Source organism: Halomonas sp. IOP_14, from assembly GCF_021021315.1.
GTDB classification, from domain to species: domain Bacteria; phylum Pseudomonadota; class Gammaproteobacteria; order Pseudomonadales; family Halomonadaceae; genus Vreelandella; species Vreelandella titanicae.
Genome location: NZ_JAINWD010000007.1, coordinates 16050 through 34400 on the forward strand (window position 1 = coordinate 16050; position 18351 = coordinate 34400).

The window sequence follows — 18351 nt, forward strand, 5'->3', positions numbered from 1 at the left end:
ATGGCGTGGCCCAGGTCACGCCCATGCCGCATAGGGGGCATTATGCTTAACATATTGAAGTGGTGCGATAGCGCGCTGGCCCGACTGGAAACATGGGTGCTTATTATCCTGACGGGACTGCTGGCCGGACTGCTGGTCGCCCAAGTGGTGTTGCGTTATATATTCGGCACCCCACTTTTTTGGGCCGAGGAGGTGGCGTTGCAGATTCTAGTGGCCATCAGCTTCATTGGTGTCAGCCATCTACTTTATACCCGCTCGCTGGTGCGGATCGACATCATTCCCAGTCTTCTGCCCGAACGAGCGGCCCATTGCCTTGAGGTCTTTTTTTGCCTGCTCGGCCTATGTGTTTTGGCGATCTTCACCGCACTGACGTGGCAATGGATTGCCTCACCGCATACGCAAATCGAGTTGTCGCCAACGACGCAACTGCCGCGTTGGTACTACTTCAGCGTGATGCTCGTGGCGCTGATGGTCATGAGTTACCACCAGTTCGTCAGCCTTCTACTCTCCATCCATCGGCTGGTTAGCCACGAAGCCTCCGAGAGGGTGTGCACATGATCACCTTTTCCGTTTTCTTTATTACGCTGTTTCTCGGATTGCCTATTCTGCTGACGCTGATGCTGGGCACCCTGGTGTTCCTGCATCAAAGCGACCTGCTGTTGCTCTCCAGCAGCCTGCCCCTGCAGTTTTACGGTGCCCTAGAGAAGAATGGCCTGCTCGCCATTCCACTGTTTATGCTGGTGGGCGAGTTGATGAACCGAGGTGGGCTGACCGATCGCCTTGTCGAGCTGGCCAACCTGCTGCTTGGGCGCATGCGAGGCGGTCTAGCTTACGTCAACCTGCTGACTAACGCAGTGGCGGCCTCTATCCTGGGCTCTGCCATTGCCCAAATCGCGGTGATGAGTAAGGTCATGATCCCCGCCATGGAGAAGCAAGGTTATAAACGCGACTTCGCAGCGGCGGTGACCGTTTCTGGTGGTTTGTTGGGGCCGATCATTCCTCCCTCAATGATCATGATTATCTACGGCGTCATCGCGCTGCAGCCGATTTCCGCGCTGTTTTTGGCGGGGCTGCTACCCGGACTGCTGATCTTTCTGGGTTTTGTCGTCGTGGTGATGATGCTCGGCTTTATCCATGACTTCCCCAAGCTGGAGCGGACTGCACGGCGCAAGGTGAGCCTGATAGGGCTGCTTAAGCAACTTTCTCCGCTAATGATTCCGGTGTTTATCATTTTCGGCATCTCGGCAGGGGTGATGACACCCACTGAGGCGGGTGCCGTGGGCGCTCTGCTGGCACTAATCATCGGTAAGTGGATTTATCGCTCCATCCTTTGGAGCGACCTACCGGAAATATTCAAACAGGTCGCCCTTAACACCGCGTTGATCACAGGCCTTATTGCGGCGGCGACTATGTTCGGCTGGGCGCTCTCTTTTGTGGGCGTACCGGACCGCATCGTTGCGATGATTAATGCATGGACCCAATCGCCCTGGGTGTTCCTGCTGCTTATCAACCTGCTGGTCGTGGTACTAGGGATGTTCCTGGAGAGCATGAGCATTCTGATTGTGTTAGTGCCCATCGTCCTGCCAACCGTGCTGGCATTGGGCATTGATCCAATCCATTTCGGCGTGGTGATAAGTTTGGCGACTCTTATTGGCCTCGTGACACCACCGGTGGGGCCGGGCCTGTTTGTCGTTACCTCGACCACTCAAGTATCCATGTTCGGGCTGTTCAGAGCCATGATCCCATTTTTGATTGCCATGTTCGTGTGCATGGCAATCATCAACCTGGTGCCCGCCTTGTCGCTGTGGCTTCCGCAGCAATTAGGGCTTAGCTAATTAGCATAATGCACCAGACATGTCAGAGACGGCTTAACAATCAGCCATCTTGGTTAAACCAGAGCACCCTTGAATTAACAAGGCTACATTTCGGCAACTCACTAATCCTGGAGTAAATAATGAATAACAACCGACTGCTCATTGATACGAACCCTTCACAGCAAAAGCTGAGTGGGACGCGCGTCTCTCATATCGGTTTCCGTGTACCTGATATTGAGGCAACCACAGTTTTCTACCAGCGAGTATTAGGTATGGCAGTGCATGAAAATTCCTTGGAGGGCGTGGTACGTCTAGGCTGGGGAAGTGGGCACCACGTCATCGAACTAACATCGGGAAAGTACGCGCTAACCCACTTCGGATTTGAAACACAGGATAGCGAATCGATCAACGCACTGCAAAGCCGGCTAGAAGATGCCAATGTGGTCGTAAGGGCACTGGATGCTGCCTATATGGATGCAGCTGTTGGCGATCCGCAGGGCATTGAGTTTGAAGATCCCGACGGCAACCGAGTGCACTTTCATACGGCAATGGATCACCTAGGGGAACACCAAGCGGACATAGGGCGTCGGCCGATTCGCTTTCAACATACGACGGTTGGTAGTGACGACGTCAAACGGATGGTGGCGTTCTACGCCAATATTGTTGGTTTTTCTCTTTCCGACCAGCTTAGTAATGGCAATTTTGCGTGGCTGAGAAGTGATCGTGACCACCACACCTTAGCGGTTGTTGACATTGGAATGCGGGGTCAGTTGGACCATTACTCATTCGATCTCAGCGAGTGGGAGGATTTCAAGCAGTGGTGCGACCGACTAACCGATCTTAACGTAGAGGTTACCTGGGGGCCTGGCCGCCACGGTCCTGGCAACAACCTGTTCGTGTTCTTCGATGACCCAGCAGGAACTCATATCGAACTGTCGGCGGAAATGGAGAAATTCCACGACGATTTGGTGACGTATGTTCCTCGTCTTTGGGAGCCGACACCGCGCAGCGTCAACCTGTGGGGAGGCCAACTATCCAAATTCCGCAAAATGGCTAAAGAAGCGTGAAATGACATAAGGCCTTGTTCCATAGACCCTCTTCCATCTGTGGAAACAGATTGTCGGCGACCTCGGCTCCACGGGGTTGTCGACCCTTAGTCTAGATAGGCCAGTTTAGGTTTTTCAGTCATGAAGAAGGAGATCGTTTTACATGATTGTGCTGGAAAATCAAATTTTTCCGTATAGTAGATCGCCACTTAATACATCGTTCAGTGACGGAAAATACATGAAGAATCTCTCCGACCGGGCCGCCCGCTTAGTCACAGGTAACCCTTGGACACAACAGGTACACCTCGGCCCATTGATTGATGAGACACAAGCTAAGCACTTCGAGGAGAGCGTGAACCGCTCAGTAGCAATGGGTGCCAAGGTAGTCGCTGGCGGTAAACGCGATGGCAACTTCTTTGAAGCCACGGTTCTTAGCGGCTTGACGCCAGAAATGCCTGCCTTTGGCGAGGAGATTTTCGGCCCTGTAGCCCCCATTACACTTTTTGATACCGATGAGGATGTTATCGCATTAGTCAATGTTTCCTCCTATGGGCTAGCCGCCGCTATTCACTCCACATCTACAGAGCGAGCCCTGCGCATTGCTGATCGCATCAAAGTAGGCATGGTGCATATTAATGATCAGACGGTAAACAATGAGTTTCAGGTACCCTTCGGTGGCATGGGCCGCTCAGGTACCAGCGGTCGCTTCGGTGGCCCCGCAAACCTAGATGAGTTCACCACCACCCAATGGATCAGTGTGATGGAGCAAGGTATCCAGTATCCCTTCTAGCGCTCAATGAATTAAGCATTTGCGATTGACAAAAAGCCCTGTGCTGCGAAAGCAGGCACGGGGCAAAATAGATGGCGTCTTCATCACTTCTGCAATTGAGCCAAGTGCTGCATTTTACTGGTCATTTCTTGACCTGCTGCTGCTACAACGGGCATCAAAAAAGAGGTTACTTCCTCTGTTGCGACGGTTATCGGTAAGACGAGGCTAACACTTCCAAGAACTCGCTTGTCGTCATAAATAGGGGCTGAAATCCCAGAGGCACTTGTTCCAAGCTCACCTGCCGTGATAATAGCAGGCTGGCTTCTAAGCTCTCGAAGGCTTCGCTTGACCTCTGTCCAGTTGGCGCCAAGGCCAAACTGGTTGAATTTATCAGGAGCGTGGTTGAAGTAGGCTCTAGCTTGGCGTAAGGGTAAGTTGGCCAGAATCACTTTTGATGCAGCGCCTTGATATAAAGGTCGCGGCTGGCCACGCTCATAGCTAATCTCATGGTGCTGATAAGTCTCGAATTCCTCATGCACACACATTACTTGGCCGCGGAAGTAGCGGCAAAGGATGGCGATACTGGCAGAAGGTGCCGTGCTGAGCATTTCTCGCATAATACTTCTCGCCGCATGAATCATTGGATCGCCAATCCTTAGTTTACGGTCCAGCTCAATTATCGCCGGGCCAAGTACATACCTCCCTGTCGTATAGGCTGAAATATAACCGGCCGAGGCAAGCGTTCTAAAGTAACGGTAGGTCTGGCTGGCCGAAATCCCCAAGTGTACAGACGCCTCATCGACCGACCACTCCCCTTTTTCTTCATCAGCGAACAGGGAAAGTAATCGCAGCAGCCGTTCCTGAGAATTCTCTTTCAAAGCCACCTCAACATTTCCCGTCTGTTAATAGCGCCCTTAAACCACTGCGCGCATCTTTTGCAAAGCTCACTAGGGGCTTACAGCAATAACTGACTGTCACACATGACCATCAGTTGCCTCAATACGCTGTGATTGCTTAAAAAAATTTTTGAGCGCCCAGCACCATAGCCTGTATCAAAGCCTCCAGAAGATAATACTTTTGTCGCAAATACATATTTTTGCCTTGACCCCAACCGCATAAAAAGCAAAATTATCACAATACGAAAAAAATTGTTTTATTTAAGGCAGAGACAATAATTGCTGATCCTTACAAACACGACATCAGTTGAATCTTAAGGAGGGGGCGATGACCGCCATAGCATTTAAAGAATTAATCTCCAAAGACAACATGGCACCACTCTGGGAAGTGCTGCGAGGTTTGACACCGCGTGAACCTAAACAAGTACTGGAGCCTGTTATCTGGCGTGATAAAACGATTCGCAAGAATATGGAGATGGCCTGTGAAGCCATTTCTGCTGAGGATGCCGAACGTCGCGTACTGGTGCTGGAAAACCCAAAGCTACGCGGTAAATCCTTGGTGACCACCTCGCTATACGCAGGCATTCAGATGATTTTGCCTGGCGAGGTAGCACCCAGTCATCGTCATACGGCTTCAGCATTGCGTCTGATTCTCAGTGGCGAAGGTGGCTTCACTAATGTGGACGGTGAAAAAGTAATGATGAGCCCTGGTGATTTCGTGATCACACCATCAGGGGTGTTCCATGACCATGGTGCCGAGGGAAGCGACTCGGTGATGTGGCTGGATGGCCTTGATGTACCTGTCGTGCAAATGCTTAACGCGGGCTTCTCTGCTGACGCCCCGCACAAACGCCAGGAAGTTCGTCGCCCGGCAGGCGATTCTGAAGCGCGTTTCGCATCCGGGTTAAGCCCAGTTGGGTATCAGTGCAATGGCACGACGAGCCCTTTGTTCCACTACCCCTATAAGCGCACCCGGGCAGCGTTAACCAAGCTCGCTGAGAGTGGTAATTGTGATCCTGCAGCTGGACTCAAGCTGACCTTTACCAATCCCACCAATGGTAAATCACCGATCCTTACCATGGGCGCTTATATACAACTTCTGCCACAAGGGTTTCAAGGTGTGGAGCATAGGGAAACAGATGGCGCGGTCTATTGCGTAGTGGAAGGTAGTGTCCGCGTTCAGGTCGAAGATCAGGAGTGGACGGCAAATCGGCACGATGTGTTTGTGGTTCCTGGCTGGGCCTGGCGTCGCTTCGAAGCCTCCGATGAATGTGTTTTGTTCAGTTTTTCCGATCGCCCTCTTCAGGAACATTTGGGCTTTTGGAAGGAAGAGAGAAAAAACGCGTAACCACTCCCTAATAAAAAGGATAAACATTGTATGAAAATCTGTTTGTTCAATAACCATCGCCTGGGTGTCGTAGAGGGTAACGAAGTATTGGACGTCTCAAGCGTCCTACCACTTATCGGTACCGCGGAATATCCCTACCCTCACGGAGATCAACTGATTGCTTGCCTACCAGAATTAATGCCTGCCATAGCTGATGCCCTACAATTCGCTCGGCGTTATCCTCTCAGTAAGGTGACATTGCGCCCTCCGGTTGCCAATCCAGGCAAGGTTATCGCGGCCCCTGTCAACTACCAAGCCCACCTAGATGAGGCAATTAAGGATACAGCTACCTTCTCCCGCGCACATGTGCGGAAGATACAGGAGACAGGACTGTTTCTTAAAGCTACCAGCTCAGTGGTCGGCTCCGATGATCCTGTATGCATCGGACTTCCGGATCGCCGAACTGACCATGAAATTGAATTGGTTGCCATCATTGGTAAGCGTGCCAAGAACGTTTTAGCCAAGGATGCGCTCTCCTACGTGGCCGGATACAGCATCGGCCTGGATATTACCATTCGTGGGCCAGAGGAGCGCAGCCTGCGTAAGTCTCTAGATTCCTACACAGTGCTGGGCCCCTGGCTGGTGACCGCCGATGAGATAGAAAACCCTCATGCATTAGCCATGACCCTTGATGTGAATGGTGAAGTGCGACAAAGCGCCAATACCAAAGATCTGATCATGGACGTAGCCGAACTTATAGAGTTCGCCTCCAAATTCTACACCCTCGAGCCTGGTGATCTGTTGTATACCGGAACACCAGAGGGGGTGGGGCCTATCCGGCCTGGTGACACCATTAATTGTGAGATTGAGCGTATTGGTAATATCAGTGTGAACGTGGAGGCATCATGAGCACTCAGCAGCCTATTCTTATTATCGGTGGCGGGATTGGTGGCCTTGCATCGGCACTGGCCTTGTCTCGCCTCGGCATCCCAACATTGGTTATTGAGCAGTCCGATGAGTTTCGTGAAGTGGGGGCTGGTATCCAAGTAGGACCGAATGGCTTCCGCGCCCTTGATCGCCTAGGGGTATTGGCGCAGGCACGTGAACTGGCGGTGTTGCCAGATGAGTTGATCATGATGGACAGCGTCAATGCCACGCCGGTCGTTGAGATCCCGGCGGGTGACTCATTCATCAAACGCTTTCAGTACCCCTATGCACTGATCCATCGTGCCGACTTGCACAACGTACTGCTCGACGCGTGTCGTGCATCGAGCAAGATAGCGTTTAGAACCTCTACTAGGGTCACCTCCTTTTCAGAGGCCGATGGCGAGATGAGTGTCACAACAGATCAGGGAGAGATAATCTCAGGAAGTGCTTTGATAGGGGCCGATGGCCTATGGTCTAAGGTTCGCGAGAGCATTATCGGCGATGGCGCTCCGAGGGTTTCCGGCCATATTGCCTATCGTGCGGTACTGCCTATCGAGGAAGTGCCAGAAGCCTATCGCCGTAATGCCATGATTCTGTGGGGCGGCCCCAAAAATCACCTCGTACAGTATCCGTTACGTGGAGGAAAGCTCTTCAACCTGGTTGCCGTGTTCCATAGCGACCGCTATGTGGAAGGCTGGAATACAGAGGGCGATCCTGAGGAGCTCAAGCGTCGTTTCGCTGGAACCTGCGATACGGTTCAAGAACTGTTAGCCAAGATTGATAGCTGGCGTATGTGGGTGCTGTGCGATAGAGAGCCTGTGAAAGAGTGGAGCCGTGGCCGTGCCACCCTGGTCGGAGACGCTGCTCACCCAATGTTGCAATACCTTGCCCAAGGCGCCTGCATGGCTATGGAGGATGCTGTTGTGCTAGCCGATGAGGTTGCCCACTGCAGTAACGATATTGCCAGTGCCTTTCAGGCGTACCAGCAGCGGCGCTACCTGCGCACCGGACGCTGTCAGATCATGGCCCGCGTTCACGGTGAGTTCTACCACGCGACGGGGGTTACGGCTGAACTGCGCAATGCCATGCTCGCTTCGCGGACGCCAGAGCAGTCTTATGAAGGACTGTCTTGGCTATATGACGAGGATATTTGACGCACCCCTAGATATAAGTAATTTCTAACAAAAAAGTAACCGCTGTTTACAACTCTTGCAAATTACCATGCCCATAAGATTTCAGAATTTCGCTTTTAACTTATGATTTTATAAGAGCACAACTAATTTGCAGTGAGTAAGAAAAAAACTCTAAAAACAAGGTGAATACAATGACAAACATGCTAAGCACTACAACTCGCTATCTTTGCGCAATTCCGTTAGGCCTAGCGTTAATTGCCAGCGCACAAGTCGAGGCCAAAGAGCTACGCCTGGGATTAATTACCCCACCTCAGCATATTTTGAATCAAACCGCCCAACGCCTAGCCGACACAGTGGCAGAGCGAAGTGATGGTGAGTTAACCATTACCATTTTCCCCTCCGGCCAGTTAGGTGATGAATCGGCCATGTTCACCCAAATGGAGACCGGACTGCTAGACATAGGGCTTATGACCGCTGCAGCTACCAGCCAGCGTGAACCAGCTTTCGTCGGTTGGTTCACTCCCTTCCTCTTTTCCAGCGTAGAGGAGGCGGCCAAGGCCACCGAGACAGACGCTGCTCAGCAGATGCTGGAGAACCTGGAGAGCAAAGGTCTGCACGCATTCGGCTATACCTTTGCGGGCATGCGCCATATTCTTATGCGCGAAAGCGCTGTTAACAGCGCTAAGGATGTTAGCGGCAAAAACATCCGCATTATTCCGTTCGCAGCGATGAATACCTGGTGGCGAGCCGTTGAGGCTCGGCCCACCCCTACAAGTTTACCGGATGTTTACCAAGGCCTCCAAAACGGTATGCTGGATGGTGTGGATATTGACCTCGATGCCTTAGTAGGTTCGGGCTTTTATGAAGTAGCGGAGCATCTAACACTGACTAGCCATATGGCGTTTCCTGAGGTAGCCATAATGGGCCAAGCATCCCGCGCTTCACTTAGCGATGCAGAACGCCAGCTAATTGATACCGCCATGGCTGAGGCACTTGCCTGGGGTACTGAGACGGAAATTGCAGCAGAAGCGAGCAACCGCACCTTGCTCGAAGACCGCATTAATGTGTATACGCTAGAAAGCGCTGAAGACACTTTCAGCACGGCGAACCAAGCGTTCGCTGAGCGCTTTGGCGATCATCCGCTTATCCAAGCATTCCAGCAACAGTCCACCGAACTCCTTAACGCTGAATAAAACGCGTCGGGGCGCTTCTGCGCCCCGAACCAAAGAGGCGTACCCAAGATGTATTTTCCCCAAGACACCTGGCTAACCAAGGCGAGCCGACAGCTAGCCAGGGCTGAACAGCTGCTCTGCAACGTACTGATAATAGCTTTTAGCGCGTTGCTTATTGCTAATGTTTTCGCACGATACGTACTCAACAGCCCACTTTTTTTTGCCAATGAGCTAGCCGTCTATATTCTGATTTGGATGGCGTTTCTCGCCATCTCTATCGCCATACATAACGACCAGCACGTACGTTTGACCATGCTGATTGCGATACTGCCTAAAGCGGCTCAGCGCGTTTGCTATTGGCTTACCGAGCTGATCTGCCTGGCGATAATGGTTACTGTCCTGTGGTACGCCATCGCTTGGCTGCGGTCACCTTCGATCCACTACGATATCGCTATTACGCTCGATTGGCCCAAGTGGCACTTCTATCTCATCGTGCCGCTTTTCTGCGTCACATCGATTTTTCACCTCATCGCTAGGCTTTTTGATCGCTCGCGAGCGGGTTTTGTCCTAGCCAACGACGAGGAATGACCCAATGACGCTTGCGGCTTTTATTGTGTTAATGCTGCTTGGAATGCCAATTGCCTTTGTCCTCCTGGCTTCAACACTTACCTTCGTGATCACTTCCGGCAACTACCGTCTATTTGAAAACCTACCCCAGGTTATTTTTGGCTCGCTAGAGGTATTTGATCTGCTGGCGATTCCCTTATTTATCCTGTTGGGCGAAATCATGAATGAGGGTGGTATTACACGTCGCATTATCACTGCCACACGTGCCTGGTTTGCGTGGATTCCTCACAGCATTGCCTATGTATCCCTCACCTCGAACTTGATGCTTGCCTCTATTATGGGTTCAGCGACGGCACAGATCGCTATTATGAGCCGAGTAATGACTCCCGAATTGGAGCGTGATGGTTACAACAAGGGGTTCGCCGCGGCGTTGACGGCAGGTGCTGGCCTGCTGGGGCCGATTATTCCACCGTCAATGGTGTTTATTATCTATGGTGTCATTGCTCAAGTGTCGATTGGTGCCATGTTCATGGGTGGTATTCTTCCTGGGCTACTGCTGTTTATACTGATCAGCGGCTTAATCGCGATCATGGCGCGTCGCGCGCGTAAGAAAGGAAGCGTTGATCAGGAACGCACACCTCTATGGCGTGCGACTCGTGGCGCACTGCTCACACTTAGCATTCCCATCGTCATTGTGGGCGGTATCGCATTTGGCATAGTGACGCCTACTGAATCCGCGGCGGCTGCGACGCTAATGGCGGTGGTGATAGGCGCCCTCTTCTTTCAAGAGCTTAAATGGGGGCAATTACCTGGCGTTTTGAGCCGAACAGCGCGCAATACCGCCATTGTGCTATTTCTGATTGTCGCTGCGAAAGCCTTTGGTTGGGTACTGGTGTACAACCAGATACCTCAACAGGTAGCCGGACTAATGCAAGGCACCACCGAAAGCCCGCTGGTATTTATGCTTCTGGTGTTTGTGATGCTGATGGTAGTAGGCATGGTGCTTGATGGGATCGCCGCGTTGATCATTCTAGTGCCAATTTTGCTCCCGGTGGCGCAGCAAAGTTATGGGATTGATCCTGTCCACTTTGGCATCGTCACCTGTATGACACTAAGCCTGGGACTGTTAACGCCCCCGGTGGGTGCAGGGCTCTATGTTGCCTCCGCTATCAGCAACGTTAGCTTGCCCCGCATTACGAAGTGGATCTTGCCTTTCATAATAGCGGCTTGCCTCGTCATTTTGGCGGTCATCTTTAATCCCTGGCTCGTTAACGTTTTCCGTTAACTCTAGCCGCTACCTCCGGCTTACTCTTTATCGATGTGGGGCACTGGCTAGTATCATGCTGGCCAGTGCTCCCATCCAGTGCCTATTACAGAAACTTCTGCTATGGTCACAGCGTATTTTATCCTTTATAAGACCCGACATGACCCGTTCACCCCTATCTGAAGCTTTTGAATTACCTGGCAATCTTTTAAGACGCTGCCACCAAATTAGCGTGGCTATTTTTCTGCGCAAGTGCGAGGCGTTCAACCTTACCCAACTGCAATATATAATCCTCTCTGCGCTTGAAGAGATGGGAGCCAGTGACCAAATCACCCTAGGTGGCTATACGGCGTTGGATCGCAATACCATCGCGGTCGTGGTTCGGAAATTAGAGGAGCGCGGTCTCATTACCCGGCACCGTAACCCTGAAGATCGTCGTTCGATGGTGGTGAAGCTCACCAAGGAAGGAGAGGCGTTACGAGAAGCCGTAGAGCCTGCTGTTGAAGAGGTTCAAAGTGATATCCTGGCGCCGCTTAACGCCGAGGAGCAACAGATGCTGCTTTCTCTACTGCAAAAGATCGCTAACGATAATAATCATTTAAGCCGTGTGCCCGTGCGCTTAAACGAAAGATAGCACTGTCAACAACTTCACGAAGTTTCATGGTATTTAAGCAAAAAAGCCCAAGCGATCACTTGGGCAATGAGAACAGAATGAGAGTAAAACGTTAAGTATTAACGGCTACTCAAGCGACTCATAGGGCAAACCGACATAATTTTCGGCGATGGTGGTCATGCCTGCTTTGGAGCTGGTTACGTAGTCCAGCTCGGCCAACTGCATGCGGCTGTTGAAATCTTCCTCATCAGAGAAATTGTGCAGCATGGAGGTCATCCACCAGGAGAAGCGCTCCGCCTTCCAGATACGCTTCAAGCACGTTTGCGAATAGCGCTCGATCAAATCCGTGCGGCCTTCCTGGTAGACCTTCACCATTAGCCGATAGAGCGTATTGACGTCGCTGGCGGCCAGGTTAAGCCCTTTAGCACCGGTGGGCGGTACAATATGCGCCGCATCGCCGACCAGGAACAGCCGCCCGTACTGCATTGGTTCGACCACATAGCTGCGCAGCGGTGCGATGCTCTTCTCGATGGAAGGCCCGGTGACAAGCTTGGCGGCCACCTCGTCTGGCAGGCGGCGTTTGAGCTCTTCCCAAAAACGCTCGTCCGACCAATCTTCTACCTTTTCATCCAGCGGTACTTGAAGGTAGTAACGGCTGCGGGTGGCGGAGCGCATGCTACACAGACTGAAACCACGCTCGTGGCTTGCGTAAATCAACTCATCAGAGACCGGAGGAGTATCCGAGAGCATCCCCAGCCAGCCAAACGGATAAACTTTTTCAAACTCTTTGATGCGGTCTTGAGGAATCGTCTGGCGGGAGACGCCATGATAGCCATCACACCCGGCGATGTAGTCGCAGTCGAGCCTAACCGTTTCACCACTGTGTTCAAAGGTGAGATAGGGGCTGTCACTCTCCAGGTCGTGGGGCTGAACGTTTTCTGCTTCATAAAGCGTTGTCGCGCCAGCGGCGGCGCGTGCCTCCATCAGATCCCGCGTCACTTCGGTTTGGCCGTATACCATGACTTTGCTGCCGCCGGTCAGTTCATCCAGTGCGACCCGCACGCGGCGGTTGTCGAACACAAGCTCAAAACCGTCATGGGGTAGGCCTTCTTTATCCATGCGCTGGTCAACACCCGCTTCGCGCAGCAGGTCTACCATGCCCTGTTCCAGCACACCGGCGCGGATACGGCTCAATACATACTCACCGCTGCGCCGCTCAACAATCACATTATCAATGCCTTGACGATGCAGCAGCTGTCCCAGCAATAGGCCTGAAGGCCCTGCGCCAATAATCGCGACCTGTGTCTTCATAGGGATGCCTCATCATTGTCATTATCTAAAACTTATGACTTGTATTTTTCAATGAAACACGCCGCATAATAAGGCATGATCTAGATCAATTATTGGACATTTAGCGTGTTATTACCCAACCTTAGTCGTAGAGGAGATATAGATGATGACAGCCTCGTCGGCAACCTCCGTTCCGGTATTTAAGCTCTATGGCGAGACGCAGCACTGGCCCACGCCCGACTTGCTCCACTGTGAGTCCATCCCCGAGCGCAGTCGTCTGCACGACTGGCGTATCCGGCCGCACCGCCATGCCGACCTCGTGCATATTCTGTTTATTTCTCACGGTAGCGTTGAGTTAGAGCTGGAGGGAACAAGCCACCAGCTGCAAAGCGCCAGCGCTATCGTGGTGCCCGCAATGGCTATTCACGGCTTTCTCTTTTCACCGGATGTGGAAGGACACATTATTACTCTGGCCAAGCCGCTGGCCGACCACTTACATGCACTAATGGGTGAGAGCAGTACGCTAAAAAAAGCCGACTTCTACTCTCTACCCCAGGCAACTCAGGCTGAACGAATTGCCACGCTGGTGGCTCAGATCGACCAGGAGTACCGCCAACCCGCCCCCGGACGCAACAGCCTGCTCGAAGCGCTTATCCAAGCCTTGGTGGTAGAGCTATCGCGTCTTAATACCGCTGGGCATCCAGCAAAACGTTATGGCCCCCGCCAAAGTGACAAGGGGCGGCAGCATATAGAGCACTATCAAGCGCTGGTCGAAGCGCACTATCGCGAACAACCTAGTATTGAGGCGTTAGCCGAGCAGGTAGGGGTGAGTAGCGCGCACTTGAATATGCTGTGTCGACAAATCGCCGGTCGCAGCGCCCTGCAATTGCTGCATGAACGCCTACTACTAGAAGCCAAGCGCCAGCTCACCTATACCAATATGACCATTGGCCAAGTCTCTGACAGCTTAGGCTTCTCTGAACCGGCTTACTTCACGCGCTTTTTTAAGCGTAATACAGCGCTTTCGCCGCGTGAATTTCGGCTGCGTCAAACGGTGGCGGTTAACGAGATCACTAAATAGGATAATGCCTTGGCCCTAGCTGCATCGTCATCCAGCGTAACTCTGTGAACTCTTCGATGCCTGCCTTACCGCCAAAGCGTCCGTAGCCGCTGGATTTCACTCCGCCGAAGGGCATTTGCGGTTCATCGTGTACCGTGGGCGCATTGATATGGCAGATACCCGTTTGTAAGCGCCCTGCCACTTTCATGGCGCGTGCGCTATCGCGGCTGAACACCGCTGATGAGAGGCCGTACTCGCTATCGTTAGCGATGCGCACTGCCTCTTCTTCACCATCAACACGGATCACTGCGACGACCGGGCCAAACGACTCTTCGCTATATAGCCGCATAGCACTGGTCACACCATCGATGACCGTGGCCTGCATCACCACGCCCTCGGCTTTACCACCCGCGGCTAAGTGCGCGCCTTGAGTGACTGCGTCATCGATGAGGCTATTTAGTTTTTCACCTGACTGCGCGTTGATTAAAGTGCCCAGGCTGTTGCTTTCATCACGTGGGTCGCCTGCTTTTAGCGCCTGAGCCCGCGCGGCAAACTTCTCCACAAAAGTATCCGCCACTTGGTTATCAACAATAACCCGCTCGGTGGACATGCAGATCTGGCCTTGGTTAAAGAACGCGCCAAAGATTGCCGCGTCCACGGCAGCGTCTATGTCGGCATCATCCAATACCAAAAACGGTGCCTTGCCACCCAGCTCAAGCAGCACGGGCTTTAAATACTTGGCCGCTTGCTCGGCAATGATTTTTCCAACGCCCGTGGAGCCAGTGAAGTTAATCCGCCGCACAGCAGGATGGGCAATTAACGCGCTTACCACGTCAGCGGCATCTTCAGGCGCGTTGGTAATCACGTTGACGATGCCCTCGCCCAACCCCGCTGCTTGCAGCACTTCACCAATTAAATGGTGTGTCGCTGGGCACTGCTCAGAAGCCTTCAAGATCACGCTATTACCACACGCTAAGGGCGTAGCAATGGCTCGCGTACCCAGAATAATCGGCGCATTCCAGGGCGCAACACCCACGACGACGCCACACGGGATGCGCACGCCCATGGCTATGCTGTCAGGCACGTTAGAGGGGATGATATCGCCCTGGATCTGGGTGGTTAACGCCGCCGCCTCACGCAGCACATCAGCCGCCACTTTAACGTTAAAACCTGCCCAGCCAAGGGTAGCGCCAGTCTCTTCTACCATCCGATCAATGAAATCCGCTTGGCGCTGCTCCATTAGTTCGGCGGCTTTCAGCAGCTTGGCGCGCCGCTCCCCAGGGCCCGTTTGTGACCATGCCTCAAACGCCTGGCCTGCGGCGTCGGCGGCCGCGTTAGCGTCACCGACACTTGCCGCCGCAGCAGTGGTCACCACTTCACCGCTTAACGGATTCGCACGGGTAAAGGTGGCTGTATGCTCGGCAGGGGTAGATTGGCCCGCTAACATTAGCTGAGTGGTGAACATGTCATAAGCTCCTGTAGTTGTGGTTGTGATCGCGCTGGCTTGAATAGAGGCAAGCGTACTTGCCGCTAGAGTAGAAACAGCGTGCTTAAAATGGGGAAAGCAATTAATAACGCCAGCCGTATCAGGTCGGAGACGACAAAAGGCGCCACCCCTTTAAATATCTCCCCCAGCCCCACGTGCGGTGCCATCGCTTTAATCACGAACACGTTCATCCCCACCGGCGGGGTCATCAGCCCCAGTTCAACGGTCAGTACGGTCAAAATACCGAACCATACCGGGTCGATACCCATCGCCTGAATAATCGGATAAACCACCGGTACGGTGATTACTAGCATGGCGATGGAGTCCATAAACATACCCAGCACAAAGTAGAGCGCCAGAATGCACAGCACCACGACGATAGGGGTTAGATCCATGCCGTAGAGCAGATCAGTAATCGAAAATGAAATACGCGACACCGAGATGAAGTAACCGAGCGTCTCAGCTCCCACCAGCATAAAGAAAACCACCGCAGACAGCGCCAAAGTCTCTTGTACGCTGTGCCATAGCTGCGCACCGCGCATGCCTTTCACTAGGGCGTAAAGCAGCGTGGCGAACGCACCGACGCTAGCGCCCTCCGTCGGTGTAAAGGCACCAAAATAGATACCTAAAATCATCACCAGAAAAACGCCAAAGAAGGGCACTAAGCCGGTTAGCGAGAGCAGTTTCTCTTTCCAAGCAGTGGGTTCACCCGCCACGGCAAGGGAAGGGCGCAGGTACATGACTACTGTAATGGTCAGTGAATACATCACCAGCCCCAGCAGACCGGGAATCAGCCCTGCCATGAACATATCGCCAACGGACTGTTCGGTAAGAATGGCGTAGATAAGCAGCGCGATACTGGGCGGAATCATAATACCCAGCGTGCCGCCTGCAGCCAGCGCGCCGGTCGCTAAGCCACGGTTATAGCCATAGCGCTCCATCTCCGGCAATGCCACCCGGGTCATGGTGCTCGCCGTGGCTAACGAAGAGCCGGAGATAGCGGAGAAGATACCGCAAGAGCCCACGGCCGCAATCGCCAGGCCGCCCTTCCAGCCACCGCAAATCACCCGGGTTGAATCAAATAGTTTACCGGCCATCCCCGAATGAGCAGCCAGCACACCCATTAAGATAAACATGGGCACGGCGCTGAAGCTGTAGTTGGAAAGTACCTCTACCGGGACGGTTTTTAACTGAGCGACAGCTGCGTCCCAGCTAATGATCTGGGCAAAGCCCACCACCCCCACGATCAGCATCGTGAGAGCAACCGGCACGCGCAGAATCATCAATACCAATAAAAGCCCTAACCCAATGGCACCAATCGCTTCACTCCCCATGAGCTGCCTCCTCACCTGCGGCATAAATCATGCCCAGCAACGCATGAATAAAACTACGCAGCCCGAGCAGCAAGCTGAGCACCGCTGCCAACTGGAAAATGGGGCCCATCGGCAGGCGCAGGTCTTGGGTTATTTCGCCGTGCCGACTGGCCGCTGCGGCCGAATCCAGCAAGCCCACAAATAGAATGAGCCCCAGCGCCATAAAGCCGAGGAAAAAGAACCCTTGCAAGCGATTTTTTATCGCTTGCGGCAAGCCGTGAGAGAACGCCTCTACCACCACTTGGCTTTTCTCCACATTAGCGGCCATGGCGGCTAATAGCGCAAACAGCATCAAATAGCTGACCAGCTCTACGCTGCCAGAAACGCGCAGTGCAATCGCACCTTCCGTTACACGCGATAGATAACGCGTACTTACATCGGCAATGGTCACTGCCAGCAGCCCAATCAGTGCGATGCCAGCCACCAAGCGACAAATGAGGGCCAGCCAGTGGCTGGCCCTGTAGAGAGTAGACTTCATAAAACCTTACCCCTATTGGGTACCACAAGACTCACTGGCTGCCAGTGCTGCTTGATATACATCTCGAACCTGATCCAGACCGCGCTCTTCCAACTGCGTTAGGTAGTTCTCAATGCCCGTTTCTAGCGGTTCCTGCCAGTCAGGATGCTCTAGCGGATTGGCGATTTCACGAATGGTATGGCCAGCGTCGGCCGCCTCTTGTTTACCTTCCACATCTAGGCGATCAAACACCGCACCGGCGTTTTCAGCCCATTTCATGCCTGAGTTATTATCGATCACCGCCTGCTGTTCGGGCGTCAAATTATCGTACGAACGCTGATTCATGGTGGCGACAAAGATCAACGTGTAAAACGGTACTTCAGTGTGGTAGCTCACCAACTCGTTAATGCGGAAGCCTTTTAAACCTTCCCAAGGAAAGCTCAAGCCATCAATCACGCCGCGCTGCATGGAGGTATAGATGTCTGGCGCTGGCATACCCACCGGGCTTGCACCCATATTTTCCAGCATCTCACCCGCCACAGCGGTGGGGCGGCGTATACGCAGCCCTTCCAGGTCGGCAGGCGTTTGCACATCGGTGTCGATGGTGTGGATGCCACCGGGGCCCGTGGTAAACATAAACAGCGGGCGGGTGTCTGCGTATTCGCTGTCCAAATGGCCGTCATCATAGAGCGTTTGCAGTACGCAAGCACCTTGCGTTGCCGTACTCGCTACCCCAGGTAGTTCAACGATCTGTGAGAGGGGGAAGCGACCGGCAGTATAGCCCTGGGCGGTGGCGCCAATATCGGCTATACCGTTGGCAGCGGCTTCATAAATGGAATCCGGTTTGGCTAGGGTACCGGCGGGAAACATTTGAATGGTTAGTTCACCATTGGATTCTTCTTCAATGGTATCAGCCCACGCCTGCAACACATCTTGGTTAACGCCTGAAGGGCCAGGCCAAAAGTGCGCCATACGCAGCGTAGTTTCTGCCTGGGCAGAGCTAACGGCAAGGCCAGCAATCGCTGCCGCCAACACACAACGGGATAGGGACATTTTCATAGGAACCTCCAGGACTTTCTTGGATTATTGTAAGTTCGTATAGCGAATACTAGTTCGCTTTAAGCATTCACATTAATTCACTATGAGGCGTAGGGCTA

Annotated in this window: 18 protein-coding genes; 12 read left to right on the top strand and 6 right to left on the bottom strand. The window is 53.0% G+C overall.

The genetic code is table 11. The features are described from left to right. Positions 1-42 precede the first annotated feature (42 nt). The 4 genes from K7H09_RS07125 (at position 43) to K7H09_RS07140 (ending at position 3650) form a co-directional block, all read left to right on the top strand. Entirely contained in the window at positions 43-558 is a 516-nt protein-coding gene (locus tag K7H09_RS07125) for a TRAP transporter small permease (protein WP_022521182.1), read from the top strand. Continuing rightward, complete coding sequence (locus K7H09_RS07130) at positions 555-1835, top strand: TRAP transporter large permease (RefSeq protein WP_022521181.1); 1281 nt, start codon at positions 555-557, stop codon at positions 1833-1835. Before K7H09_RS07125 ends, K7H09_RS07130 begins: the two co-directional genes overlap by 4 nt. 119 nt (positions 1836-1954) lie before the next feature. Further along, the gene (locus K7H09_RS07135) at positions 1955-2881 is read left to right on the top strand and encodes a VOC family protein (RefSeq protein ID WP_022521180.1); all 927 of its coding nucleotides are present in this window, start codon (positions 1955-1957) and stop codon (positions 2879-2881) included. A 217-nt stretch (positions 2882-3098) separates the two neighbouring features. Next, the gene (locus tag K7H09_RS07140; protein ID WP_196518051.1) at positions 3099-3650 is read left to right on the top strand and encodes an aldehyde dehydrogenase family protein; all 552 of its coding nucleotides are present in this window, start codon (positions 3099-3101) and stop codon (positions 3648-3650) included. A gap of 83 nt (positions 3651-3733) precedes the next feature. On the opposite strand, the gene K7H09_RS07145 is transcribed toward K7H09_RS07140, so the two are convergent. After that, the gene (locus tag K7H09_RS07145) at positions 3734-4513 is read right to left on the bottom strand and encodes an IclR family transcriptional regulator (protein ID WP_022521178.1); all 780 of its coding nucleotides are present in this window, start codon (positions 4511-4513) and stop codon (positions 3734-3736) included. 340 nt (positions 4514-4853) lie between these two features. On the opposite strand from K7H09_RS07145, the gene K7H09_RS07150 reads away from it, so the two are divergent. The 7 genes from K7H09_RS07150 to K7H09_RS07180 all read left to right on the top strand — a co-directional run bounded on the left by K7H09_RS07150 (position 4854) and on the right by K7H09_RS07180 (position 11549). Beyond that, on the top strand, positions 4854-5873 hold the full coding sequence (locus K7H09_RS07150) for a cupin domain-containing protein (RefSeq protein WP_022521176.1): 1020 nt from the start codon (positions 4854-4856) through the stop codon (positions 5871-5873). Positions 5874-6050: 177 nt separating this feature from the next. After that, positions 6051-6761 carry a fumarylacetoacetate hydrolase family protein gene (locus tag K7H09_RS07155; RefSeq protein WP_230804365.1) on the top strand — a complete coding sequence of 237 codons (711 nt, stop codon included), beginning with the start codon at positions 6051-6053 and terminating at the stop codon, positions 6759-6761. Further along, positions 6758-7933: a 3-hydroxybenzoate 6-monooxygenase gene (locus K7H09_RS07160; RefSeq protein WP_022521174.1), complete on the top strand. Its 1176-nt coding sequence runs from the start codon at positions 6758-6760 to the stop codon at positions 7931-7933. Before K7H09_RS07155 ends, K7H09_RS07160 begins: the two co-directional genes overlap by 4 nt. 170 nt (positions 7934-8103) lie before the next feature. Then, on the top strand, positions 8104-9105 hold the full coding sequence (locus K7H09_RS07165; RefSeq protein ID WP_022521173.1) for a TRAP transporter substrate-binding protein: 1002 nt from the start codon (positions 8104-8106) through the stop codon (positions 9103-9105). A gap of 48 nt (positions 9106-9153) precedes the next feature. Beyond that, positions 9154-9672: a TRAP transporter small permease gene (locus K7H09_RS07170; protein WP_022521172.1), complete on the top strand. Its 519-nt coding sequence runs from the start codon at positions 9154-9156 to the stop codon at positions 9670-9672. 4 nt (positions 9673-9676) lie between these two features. Continuing rightward, positions 9677-10936 carry a TRAP transporter large permease gene (locus tag K7H09_RS07175; RefSeq protein ID WP_022521171.1) on the top strand — a complete coding sequence of 420 codons (1260 nt, stop codon included), beginning with the start codon at positions 9677-9679 and terminating at the stop codon, positions 10934-10936. Positions 10937-11075: 139 nt separating this feature from the next. Next, positions 11076-11549 carry a MarR family winged helix-turn-helix transcriptional regulator gene (locus tag K7H09_RS07180; RefSeq protein ID WP_035538076.1) on the top strand — a complete coding sequence of 158 codons (474 nt, stop codon included), beginning with the start codon at positions 11076-11078 and terminating at the stop codon, positions 11547-11549. 105 nt (positions 11550-11654) lie between these two features. Here K7H09_RS07180 and pobA read toward each other — a convergent pair whose 3' ends face one another. Beyond that, positions 11655-12839 (bottom strand): 4-hydroxybenzoate 3-monooxygenase, encoded by a 1185-nt coding sequence (gene pobA / locus K7H09_RS07185; RefSeq protein ID WP_022521169.1) that lies wholly within the window; start codon positions 12837-12839, stop codon positions 11655-11657. Positions 12840-12981: 142 nt separating this feature from the next. Between pobA and K7H09_RS07190 the strand changes: the two genes are divergently transcribed. After that, a complete protein-coding gene (locus K7H09_RS07190) occupies positions 12982-13899 on the top strand; it encodes a helix-turn-helix domain-containing protein (protein WP_022521168.1) in 918 nt (305 codons plus the stop codon). Here K7H09_RS07190 and K7H09_RS07195 read toward each other — a convergent pair. The 4 genes from K7H09_RS07195 to K7H09_RS07210 form a co-directional block, all read right to left on the bottom strand. Beyond that, a complete protein-coding gene (locus tag K7H09_RS07195) occupies positions 13892-15343 on the bottom strand; it encodes an aldehyde dehydrogenase (RefSeq protein WP_022521167.1) in 1452 nt (483 codons plus the stop codon). The two genes, K7H09_RS07190 and K7H09_RS07195, sit on opposite strands and share 8 nt — an antisense overlap. A gap of 65 nt (positions 15344-15408) precedes the next feature. Continuing rightward, positions 15409-16698 carry a TRAP transporter large permease gene (locus tag K7H09_RS07200; RefSeq protein WP_022521166.1) on the bottom strand — a complete coding sequence of 430 codons (1290 nt, stop codon included), beginning with the start codon at positions 16696-16698 and terminating at the stop codon, positions 15409-15411. Continuing rightward, positions 16688-17215, bottom strand: a complete 528-nt coding sequence (locus tag K7H09_RS07205; RefSeq protein WP_022521165.1) for a TRAP transporter small permease — start codon at positions 17213-17215, stop codon at positions 16688-16690. The genes K7H09_RS07200 and K7H09_RS07205 overlap by 11 nt, the downstream gene beginning before the upstream one ends. Before the next feature lie 12 nt (positions 17216-17227). Further along, complete coding sequence (locus K7H09_RS07210) at positions 17228-18253, bottom strand: TRAP transporter substrate-binding protein (protein WP_022521164.1); 1026 nt, start codon at positions 18251-18253, stop codon at positions 17228-17230. Positions 18254-18351: the final 98 nt, after the last annotated feature.